The sequence below is a fragment of the Microbacterium sp. K41 genome (genome assembly GCF_004794395.1).
Taxonomy (GTDB): domain Bacteria; phylum Actinomycetota; class Actinomycetes; order Actinomycetales; family Microbacteriaceae; genus Microbacterium; species Microbacterium sufflavum.
In genome coordinates, this window is record NZ_SSDO01000216.1 from 1 (window position 1) to 9,643 (window position 9,643).

General features: G+C 70.7%; 10 protein-coding genes. 5 read left to right on the forward strand and 5 right to left on the reverse strand.

Annotated elements, in window-relative coordinates; translation table 11 throughout:
* The 5 genes from DW309_RS05900 to DW309_RS05920 form a co-directional block, all read left to right on the forward strand.
* The coding region (locus tag DW309_RS05900) for a class I SAM-dependent RNA methyltransferase (protein WP_446724681.1) at window positions 1-624 on the forward strand (624 nt) is incomplete at its 5' end.
* Between the two features lie 41 nt (window positions 625-665).
* Window positions 666-1,325 (forward strand): response regulator transcription factor, encoded by a 660-nt coding sequence (locus DW309_RS05905; protein WP_136030323.1) that lies wholly within the window; start codon window positions 666-668, stop codon window positions 1,323-1,325.
* On the forward strand, window positions 1,315-2,550 hold the full coding sequence (locus DW309_RS05910; protein WP_136036327.1) for a sensor histidine kinase: 1,236 nt from the start codon (window positions 1,315-1,317) through the stop codon (window positions 2,548-2,550). The genes DW309_RS05905 and DW309_RS05910 overlap by 11 nt, the downstream gene beginning before the upstream one ends.
* Window positions 2,547-3,566: a DUF962 domain-containing protein gene (locus DW309_RS05915; RefSeq protein ID WP_206253142.1), complete on the forward strand. Its 1,020-nt coding sequence runs from the start codon at window positions 2,547-2,549 to the stop codon at window positions 3,564-3,566. The genes DW309_RS05910 and DW309_RS05915 overlap by 4 nt, the downstream gene beginning before the upstream one ends.
* Before the next feature lie 216 nt (window positions 3,567-3,782).
* Window positions 3,783-5,015 (forward strand): ROK family transcriptional regulator, encoded by a 1,233-nt coding sequence (locus DW309_RS05920; RefSeq protein ID WP_240753132.1) that lies wholly within the window; start codon window positions 3,783-3,785, stop codon window positions 5,013-5,015.
* 21 nt (window positions 5,016-5,036) lie between these two features.
* Here the strand turns inward: DW309_RS05920 and DW309_RS05925 are convergent, their stop codons facing one another.
* The 5 genes from DW309_RS05925 to DW309_RS19415 all read right to left on the reverse strand — a co-directional run.
* On the reverse strand, window positions 5,037-5,285 hold the full coding sequence (locus tag DW309_RS05925; protein WP_206253146.1) for an acyl-CoA carboxylase subunit epsilon: 249 nt from the start codon (window positions 5,283-5,285) through the stop codon (window positions 5,037-5,039).
* Entirely contained in the window at window positions 5,282-6,871 is a 1,590-nt protein-coding gene (locus DW309_RS05930) for an acyl-CoA carboxylase subunit beta (protein WP_206253148.1), read from the reverse strand. Before DW309_RS05930 ends, DW309_RS05925 begins: the two co-directional genes overlap by 4 nt.
* Before the next feature lie 90 nt (window positions 6,872-6,961).
* On the reverse strand, window positions 6,962-7,957 hold the full coding sequence (locus DW309_RS05935) for a hypothetical protein (RefSeq protein WP_136044840.1): 996 nt from the start codon (window positions 7,955-7,957) through the stop codon (window positions 6,962-6,964).
* A gap of 81 nt (window positions 7,958-8,038) precedes the next feature.
* Window positions 8,039-8,731 carry a phosphocholine cytidylyltransferase family protein gene (locus DW309_RS05940; protein ID WP_136030312.1) on the reverse strand — a complete coding sequence of 231 codons (693 nt, stop codon included), beginning with the start codon at window positions 8,729-8,731 and terminating at the stop codon, window positions 8,039-8,041.
* A gap of 71 nt (window positions 8,732-8,802) precedes the next feature.
* Window positions 8,803-9,643 (reverse strand): hypothetical protein (locus DW309_RS19415; RefSeq protein ID WP_205812644.1); only part of this gene is annotated, 841 nt, incomplete at its 5' end.

A 9,643-nucleotide genomic window follows, 5' to 3' on the forward strand; every position in this document is an offset into this window, starting at 1 on the left:
GTGCTGCGTCACCCCGAGTCCGAGCGGCGGGCTCCGCGCCGAGGCCGCCGACCCGCGCCCGAGGTCGTGCACGAGCGCGTGGGCGACCGTGTGTTCCAGGTCGACGCCGGCGGCTTCTGGCAGGTGCACCCGCGCGCGGCCTCGGTGCTCGACGCCGCCGTCTACGGGCTGCTCGACGGGCGGGTGGACCCGGGTGCGACGCACTACGACCTGTACGGCGGGGTGGGACTGTTCGCCCGCACGCTGGCGGATCTGGGCGGCACCGACATCGTCACCGTCGAGTCGAGCAGGCGGGCGACCGAGCACGCCAAGGTCAATCTCGCTCCGGTCGAGGTGTCGGCGGTGACCGCCAGGGTCGACCGTTTCCTCTCCGGCGCGTCGAGCCGCGGTCGTACGGGCGCCGTGGTGCTCGATCCGCCGCGCGCCGGTGCGGGTCGCGCGGTCGTCGAGGGTGTGCACGCGCTCGCCCCGGAGGCGGTCGTGTACGTGGCGTGCGACCCGGTGGCGCTCGCCCGCGACCTCGGCACGTTCCGCGAGCTCGGGTGGCGGGTGGGGACGCTGCGCGGCTTCGACCTGTTCCCGCACTCGCATCACTTCGAGGTCGTCGCGCTCCTCACCCGCTGACGGCGCGGCGACCCGCGAGCGGGACTCAGTAGGCTGTGGGCATGAGCACCGTCGCCCTCATCGACGACCACGAGTCCGTCCGCCTCGGTCTCGAGGCCGCGTTCGCCCGCGACGGGCAGACCGTGGTGTTCTCCGGCAGCACGGTGGGGTCGTATCTGACGTGGCGGTCCAGCGCGGTCGTGCCGCCCGCCGACGTGGTGGTGCTCGACCTCACCCTCGGTGACGGGACGACCGTGACCGAGAACGTCACCTCGCTGGTGGCAGACGGGGCGAGCGTGGTCATCCACAGCGTCGCCGACCGGCCGGCCGCGGTGCGGGAGGCGCTCGCGGCGGGTGCCGCCGGCGTGGTCAGCAAGTCCTCGGCCCTCGACGACGTGCTCGACGCGATCCGCACGGTCGCCCAGGGCGAGGCGTTGAACAATGTCGAGTGGGCGAGCGCGGTGGATGGCGACCGGGCCTTCGCGGATGCCCAGCTCTCCACGCGAGAGCGCGAGGTCCTGCGGCTGTATGCCACGGGGCTGCCGCTGAAGGCGGTCGCCGAGCGGCTCGGCGTCGCCTACTCCACCGCGAAGGAGAACATCACCCGCATCCGGGTCAAGTACGTCGAGGTCGGCCGGCCCGCCCCCACCAAGGTCGACCTGTTGCGACGGGCGATGGAGGACGGCATCGTGGCCGCCGACGGGGCGCCGAGTGCCCACTGAGCCGCTCAGCGTCCGCGACGCCTGGAGCAAGATCCCGTCTCCCGGCAGCGTGGAGAGCGGTTTCGAGCGCTTCACGTCGAAGCGGATGGAGCGGATCCTGGCGATCGTGGTGGCGCTGGGCTCGGCGGTGCTCGGCGTGCAGGCGCTCATCGCCGCGATCGCGACCCTGTCCAGGGCCGATGTGCCGCACATGCTCCTGCTCGTGGTCGTCTTCGTCCCGCTCATCGTCATGCTCGTGGCGTGCCTGGTCGGCCGCGCGGTACGCGTCGCCGCGGGGATCTTCGCGGTGGTCTACGTGGTCGCGCTCGCCGCGTGGCCCGTCGTCGTCGACCCCGCCGACAAGGTCGCCGGCGCGCAGCCCTGGATCTTCTTCCTGGTGAACGTCGGGGTGGTCGCCGCGATGCTGGCCTTCCCGCTGCGGCTGCAGTTCGCGTGGGCGGTGGGCGTGCCGTTCGTGTACGGCTACGTCCGGCTGGTGCAGGGCGGGTTCTCGCGCGAGTTCTGGGTCACGACCGCGTTCGACGTGTCGTTCACGCTGATCCTGGGCGTGGTCATCGTGTCGCTCGGCTGGATGTTCCGGTCGGTGGCGGGGGGCGTCGATGAGGCGAGGGGCACGGCGGTGGCGTCCTACGCCACTGCGGCCGCCGCGGCCGCCGCGGAGGAGGAGCGGGTGGCGATGTCGGCGCTCATGCACGACAGCGTGCTCGCCGCGCTGATCGCCGCGGAGCGTGCGGACGGGGAGAGGGCACAGGAGCTCGCGGTCGCGATGGCCAGGGAGGCGCTGACGCGGCTGGCCAACACGGAGGCCGCGGTGGCGGAGGAGGGCAGCGACGAACCGGTCGGCACCGCACAGATCGTCGTCGAGCTGCGCCGGGCGCTGTCGGAGCTCGGCGCGGACGCCATCGTCGAGGAGCGCGGAGGCATCGGCCTCATCCCCGGACGTGCCGCCAGAGCACTGGTGCTCGCGGCGCGGCAGGCGATCGGCAACGCGGTGACGCACGCGCACGGACGTGGACTGCACATCGTCGCGGAAGGCCACGGCGACGAGGGGATCGCGGTCACGATCTCCGACCACGGCCCCGGCTTCGACGTCGACGCGATCGGCCCCGACCGGCTGGGCATCCGCGCATCGATCCTCGCGCGCATGGCCGGTGTCGCCGGCACCGCGCAGATCGTGTCGGATGAGGACGGCACGACGGTCACGCTCGGATGGGAGCGCTCGTGAACCGGACGGTGCGCAGTGTCGCGACGTCGCTGGCCGTGGGCTTCGCGCTGTACTTCGTCGCGCGTGGTGTCTGGTGGATCGAGCAGCCGACGGCACCGCTGCTCATGGTGCTTGGTATCGGACTGTTCCTCGCGGTGGTCACCGTCGCGATCCTCGGGCATCCCGCGACCGTGCGGATGCCGCTGTGGACGTCGCTGCTCGCGCTGGCGGCGACCGCGGTGATCCCGGTCCTGGTCACCGTGTCCCTCGACCCCGCCGACCGTACGGCACCGTTCGCCACGTGGTACATCGGCGGCCTCGGGTTGCTGGCCGTCGTGTGCGTCGTTCGGCGGCGACCCGTCATCGGGTGGTCGGCCCTGGTGATCCTGGTCGCCACGGCGTCTGCGGCGCTCGGCGTCGGCGTCGCTCTGAACCTGGGCGTGGTCGGCTCGATCATGTGGGTGGTGGTCGCGCAGCTCCTGGTGATGTTCTGGGACAGGGCGGTCAGGGACACGGAGCGGCTCTCCGAGATCCAGCAGGCGGTGTCGGCCTGGCACGCCACGCAGCGCGTGCGGCAGCGGGAGCGGCGACTGCGCACGCAGTTCGCCCTCGCCGTCGCCGGGCCCGTGCTGAGTCGGGTCGTCGCCACGCGCGGTGCGCTGGACGAGGACGAGCGGCTGGAGGCGCGACTGGCGGAGGGGCGGCTGCGCGACGAGCTGCGCGGGGCGGACCTGCTGAACGACGACGTCCGCGATGCGATCGAGGCCGCCCGTCGACGCGGTGCATCGGTGACGGTGTTCGACGAGGGCGGGCTGGACGGCATCGGTGAGGATCGACGGATCGAGATCCGGGACGAGCTGGCGCAGGTGCTGCGCTCGGCGGGGACCGGCCGCATCATCATCCGCTCCGCCAAGGACCCCCTGGTGGCGGTTACCGTGGTGGGTCGTGCCGGACGGCGCGCAGCGGACGACGACTCGGTCGACCTGTGGCACGAGATCGTGCGCGAGGCGGGCAGCGAGCCCGCACGGCGGTCGTGAGGAGAGTGGGCGAGGGGCGGCGATATCGCCTGCCCCTCGCCGTGCGGACAGTTACCCGAAAACCGTCCGCTGGTGGCCGATCAACGTCTGTCTACCCTGGGACAGAGAGACCAGCCGAACGCGAAGCGTCCCCTTCAGTCTGCGGGGTCGTCAACACCTTGTCTGTAGGTATTTTGGGGGACACGCGCAGCGACGCGTGAGGAGGATCATCGAACGATGGGTACACGGCGGGGAACCAACCTTCCGCGGATGGGCGACTTCAACCAGTCGGTCATCCTCGAGGCGGTCCGGCATGCGGTCGATGGGCTGAGCCGTATCGAGCTGGCGCAGGTCACCGGGCTCTCGGCCCAGACCGTGACGAACATCACGCGCCGGCTGCTCGACGAGGGGCTCATCCGGGAAGCCGGTCGGACCATCAGCGGACCGGGCAAGCCGCGGGTCATGCTGCGGCTGGTGGAGGAGAGCAGGTTCGCGGTCGGCGTGCACCTCGATCCGGCGGTGACGACCTTCGTGCTGCTCGACCTCGCCGGGGAGGTCGTGCGGCGGTCGAGCATGGCGACGCCCGCTGAGGCCCCATCGTTGATCCTGGCCGATCTCGCGGCGCAGATCGAGGAGCTCGTCGAGGGCTCGGGAGTGCCGCGCGAGCGGATCGCGGGGGTGGGCGTGGCTGCTCCGGGACCGCTCGACGCCACCCGGGGCACGGTCATCGATCCTCCCAAGCTGCCCGGCTGGCACCGGGTGGCACTGCAGGACGATCTGGCGGCCGCGATCGGCTTGCCGGTCGTGCTGGAGAAGGACACCACGGCAGCGGCTGTCGGCGAGCTGTGGACGCGGCGCGGGCCGTCCGACGACTCGTTCGTGTTCCTCTATCTCGGTACCGGCCTCGGCGCCGCCGTGGTGCGAGACGGCGAGGCGGTGCGTGGCAGCACCCGCAACCTCGGGGAGATCGGGCACATCGTGGTCGATCCGGAGGGGCCGAGGTGTGCGTGCGGCTCGCGGGGCTGCGTCGACGTGGTGTGCACCCCCGAGGCGATCGTGGAACGGGCGGAGCGGCTCGGGGTTCTCGCCGGAGGTCGGCGCCCCGGGGACAGGGCCGCACTCGACGCGAGCCTCACCGAACTGTGTGTCAGGGCCGCGGCCGGGGAGGCGTCGGCGGGGGCTGTCGTGCAGCGTGCCGCCGAACACCTGGCGACGCTGACGCTCGTGCTCACGGACCTGCTCGACGTGGACCGGGTGGTGTTCGGCGGTCCGTTCTGGAGACGCCTCGCCGACCTGTCGCTGCCGGAGGTCGCCGCGCGGCTCGCGCGGTCCAGCGCGACGCGAGCCGTCCGGGCGCTCCCGGTGCAGAGCACGGTGGTGGGCGACGATGTCGGTGCGGTCGGCGCGGCGTGCGTCGTTCTCGATTCGATGCTCACGCCGCGCACGTCCGACCTGCTGCTGGGCCGGTGAACGTGCCTCCGGCCGAGCCCGTCAGCCTCGGCCGGAGAAGCGGCCCCAGGGGATGTCGCGGCGCAGGGGACGCCGGAGCGGGCGCTGCGTGCGTTCCCACGCGGAGACGCGCGGCTCGTCGACCGTCGCCTCCGCCTGTTCGGTGGCGTAGGCGTCTCCGATCACGGCGATGAGGGCGGCGAGCTCTTCCTCCGTCGCCGTGCCCCGGGTGATCTCGAGCATCGGAGGGGCCGCTGCCGTGCCCTCCGCCGCAGCGTCCTGCGCCGTCACAGCGGGATGTTCCCGTGCTTCTTGGGCGGCAGCTCGGCCCTCTTGCCGCGTAGAGCGCGCAGGGCCTTCGCCACGGACACCCGGGTGTTGGCCGGCTCGATGATGCCGTCGAGCTCACCCCGCTCTGCGGCGAGGAAGGGGGATGCGACGTTGTACGTGTACTCGTTCGCGAGTCGCGTCCGGACCGCGGCGACGTCCTCCCCGGCCTCCTCGGCCTTCTTGATCTCCCCGCGGTACAGGATGTTGACGGCGCCCTGGCCGCCCATGACGGCGATCTCGGCAGTCGGCCAGGCCAGGTTCACGTCGGCACCGAGCTGCTTGGATCCCATGACGATGTAGGCGCCGCCGTACGCCTTGCGCAGGATGACCGTGACGAGCGGGACCGTCGCCTCCGCGTACGCGTACAGCAGCTTGGCGCCGCGGCGGATCACGCCGGTCCACTCCTGGTCGGTGCCGGGAAGGTAGCCGGGCACGTCCACGAGCGTCACGATCGGGATGGAGAACGCGTCGCAGAACCGCACGAAGCGACTGGCCTTCTCGCCCGCCTCGATGTTGAGGGTCCCCGCCATCTGCGAGGGCTGGTTGGCGATGATGCCGACGGAACGTCCCTCGATGCGGCCGAAGCCGATCACGATGTTCGGCGCGAAGAGCGGCTGCACCTCGAGGAAGTCGCCGTCGTCGACGACGTGCTCGATGACGGTGTGGATGTCGTACGGCTGGTTGGGGGAGTCGGGGACGATCGTGTTGAGCGTGCGGTCGGCGTCGGTGGTCTCGAACTCGAACGCGCTCTCGTACGAGGGGAGCTCCGCCATGTTGTTGTCGGGCAGGAAGCCGAGGAGCGTGCGCGCGTAGTCGATCGCATCGTCCTCGTCCTCCGCGAGGTAGTGCGCCACGCCCGAACGCGTGTTGTGCGTGTAGGCGCCGCCCAGTTCCTCCATGCCGACGTCCTCGCCGGTCACGGTCTTGATCACGTCGGGACCGGTCACGAACATCTGGCTGGTCTTGTCGACCATGATGACGAAGTCGGTGAGCGCGGGGGAGTACACGGCGCCGCCCGCGGCCGGGCCCATGATGATGGAGATCTGGGGGATCACGCCGGACGCGCGGGTGTTCAGCCGGAAGATCTCGCCGTACTTCCCGAGCGCGACGACGCCCTCCTGGATGCGCGCGCCACCCGAGTCGAGGATGCCGATGCACGGCATGCCTCCGGCGAGGGCGAACTCCATGATCTTGACGATCTTCTCGCCCGCGACCTCGCCCAGCGAGCCGCCGAACGTCGAGAAGTCCTGGGAGTAGACCGCGACGGTGCGCCCGTGGATGGTGCCGACGCCCGTGACCACGGAGTCGCCGTAGGGGCGCGAGCGGTCCATGCCGAAGGCGGTCGTGCGGTGGCGCACGTACTCGTCGAACTCGACGAAGCTCCCGGGGTCGACGAGGAGTTCGATGCGCTCGCGGGCGGTCATCTTGCCCTTCGCGTGCTGCTTCTCCTTCGCCTTCGCCTCGGCGTCGACGACGGCCTCGGTGTAGCGGGCGCGGAGATCCGCGATCTTGCCGGCGGTGGTAAAGAGGTCGGGCTTGTCCGTCACGGATTCCACCCTAGCGTCGCCGTCGTCGCGTCCGTTGGATGCTCGGCACAACGGGTCGGGCGATCCTTTGGTGAGGTGCGCGCCCTGCCGTCACCGCTCGGCGGTGTCCGCACCCGGACGCTCGGGCAGGCTGTGGTCGCCCGCGACCTCGCCCTCGCCCTCGTCGAGCTCCGCGACCGCGTCCCCGCGACGTCGCCCCGCGACCTCGCCCATGCGGTGGCCCACCCAGCCCGCTCCACGAGCGACCGTTCCGGCTGCTCCCGCGACCGCGTTGCCGGCGTAGCGGGCTCCGCGGAGCATGCGCAGCTCCAGCTTCTCCGCACCCGGCACCGGCTCCAGCTCCGAGGGCAGATCGACGGGGGCTGCCCCGAACGCCCGGTGCGAGGTCGTCAGCACGCGGCGGCCCAGGAGGTGGTTGCCTGCCCCGCCGATCGCCGCGCCGATACCGAACGGCATGGCTTTGCCGACGAAGGATGCGCCGCCCTTCGCCGCGAACTGCTTCACGAACATGCTCTTCAACTGATCGACCAGCGGGCCGACGGCAGCACGAGGCAGCGACTTGGTCACGAGTTCGCCCCAGTACGCCGAGCGGCTGACCCCGCGCCCCGCGATCTGTCCCGCCAGCTGACCGACCAGGTCGACGCCCTCCTTGCCGAGCATCAACGTCATCACCAGCGCCCGCGCGCGGTCGGGGTTCCCGACAGCGATCCCATGGACCTCGGCCACCGACTGCGCGAAGAGCGCCGTGGACTCCACGAAACCGACCGTCTCCACGCCGGACAGCGCGAGTGTGACGCCGGTGCCGATCCCGGGGACCACCGCGGTCGCACCGACGGCGGCGCCGCCGGCCGTGACCGCCGCGAGGTACCGCCGCTCCAGGATGCGGATGATCTCCGCGGGCGTGGCGCGCGGGTGGCGAAGGCGGATGCTCCGGATGTGCGCCAGGACGAGCGGTCGCTGGATAGAGAGAACGCGGTCGAGGCCGCGCACCATCATCGGGTGTTCGGGTGAGCCGGTCGGCGGGATGCCTTTGTCCCACGGGGCGTCATCCGGCAGGGAGTGGATCTTGTGCACCTTGGGGGCCATGGCGCCGATCCTACGGAATTCCACCGCGAAAACACCGAGAGCCCCGGTCCGCGGGGGACAGGGGCTCTCGGTGTCGTGGAATCAGACGAAGAGGTTCGCGCGCTCCAGGTCTTCTGCGAAGTCGACCTCGACCGCGTAGAGGTCCGAGACGTCCATCGGCTCGAGTAGCAGGCCGTCTTCGGCGATCGCGAGCTCGAGGCCGCGCTCGAAGTAGTCCTGGTCCTCGACGCGCTGCAGCTGACGCATGAACGCCTTCTTCTCGCGGGACGAGATGTAGTTGATGCCGACTGCCTCGCCGAGCCCGCCCTTGACGGTCTTGGACAGCTCCTTGATGTAGCCCTCGGCCGTGACCGTGTACTTGACCTCTTCGTCGCTCACCTTGGCGGTGTTGACGGTCACGAACGACTGGTCGCGCTCGATGTACTCCACCGCGCGGCCGAGGATCATCGGGTCGAACACGACGTCGCCGTTCATCCAGAGCACCCCGCCGCGGCCGGTGGCGCCGAGCGCGCGAAGGAGGCTCTTCGACGTGTTGGTCTCGTCGTAGCGGTCGTTGTGGACGTAGTTCACGTTCGGGAACGCCTCGATGATCGTCTCGGCGCGATAGCCCACCACGGTGGTGATGCGCGCGTCAGAGCCGAAGGCGGCGCGGATGTTGTCGTGCTGCTGGCGCATGATCGTGCGGCCGTCGTTGAGCTCGGTCAGCGGCTTGGGCAGCGCGCGGCCGAGTCGAGAGCCCATGCCGGCTGCGAGGATGACGGTCTGAAGAGTCACGAGTGCTCCTAAAGGAAGTTGTGTTCACGGCCGGTTCACCGACCAGACACTTCGTCGTGCCGGGAATCATGCTAGCGATTCCGCCTGGGAAGCCCGGGGCCCAGAGGTCCCTGTTGCCATTTCGTGACCGAGTACACACGCAACGCACAGCCTCGGCAACCCCCTTGCATTCCTCCTCGCGTTGCGGTCTGCATGTCGGATTGTCGCGTGGGGCCTTGGCTGGAAGCCGCCCATTGATACCGTAGGACGGTGACTTCCTCCCCTGACGACCGCACCGCCGAGGTGGACACGAACGAGACCCCTTCGGGAACGCCCGACGCCAGTGCGTCAGCGGCGGAGAGCGCGAAGAAGGCGACCGCCGCGACCGCGGCCAAGAAGCCACGTGCGCCTCGCCGCAGCACCACCACCGTGAAGAAGGCGACGGGCGGGGCGGCGGCGAAGAAGAGCGCCGACGAGAGCGGTGCGACGCCACAGCCCACGGGCGCGAAGACGGCGGCGTCGAAGACGTCGGCATCGAAGACGATTGCGTCGAAGACGTCGGCAGCGAAGACGACGGCATCGCAAGGCGCGGGATCGAAGGCCTCGTCATCGAAGGCCACGGCAGCGAAGACGACGGCATCGAAGACGTCAGCATCGCAAGCCGCGGGAGCGAAGGGCTCGTCATCGAAGGCCACGGCATCGAAGGCCTCGGCATCGAAGGCCACGGCATCGAAGGCGGCGGCGAAGACCTCCGCATCGGCGAAGAGCGTCAGCGCAACGACGGCACCGGCCAAGGCGGCCGCAGAAAATGCCGCCGCGTCGCTCGAGGTCGTGGTGGAGCCGACGCCCAAGGGCAGCGTTGATGCTTCAGCCGCGGCGCCCGCAGCGCGCAGCGCCGATGCGGCGCGACTCGCGGCGGCGAGGAACACGGCA

Coding starts and splice junctions, on each gene's coding strand:
- DW309_RS05905 (WP_136030323.1), top strand. CDS start 666: ATGAGCACCGTCGCCCTCATCGACGACCACGAGTCCGTCCGCCTCGGT.
- DW309_RS05920 (WP_240753132.1), top strand. CDS start 3,783: ATGGGTACACGGCGGGGAACCAACCTTCCGCGGATGGGCGACTTCAAC.
- DW309_RS05935 (WP_136044840.1), bottom strand. CDS start 7,957: ATGGCCCCCAAGGTGCACAAGATCCACTCCCTGCCGGATGACGCCCCG.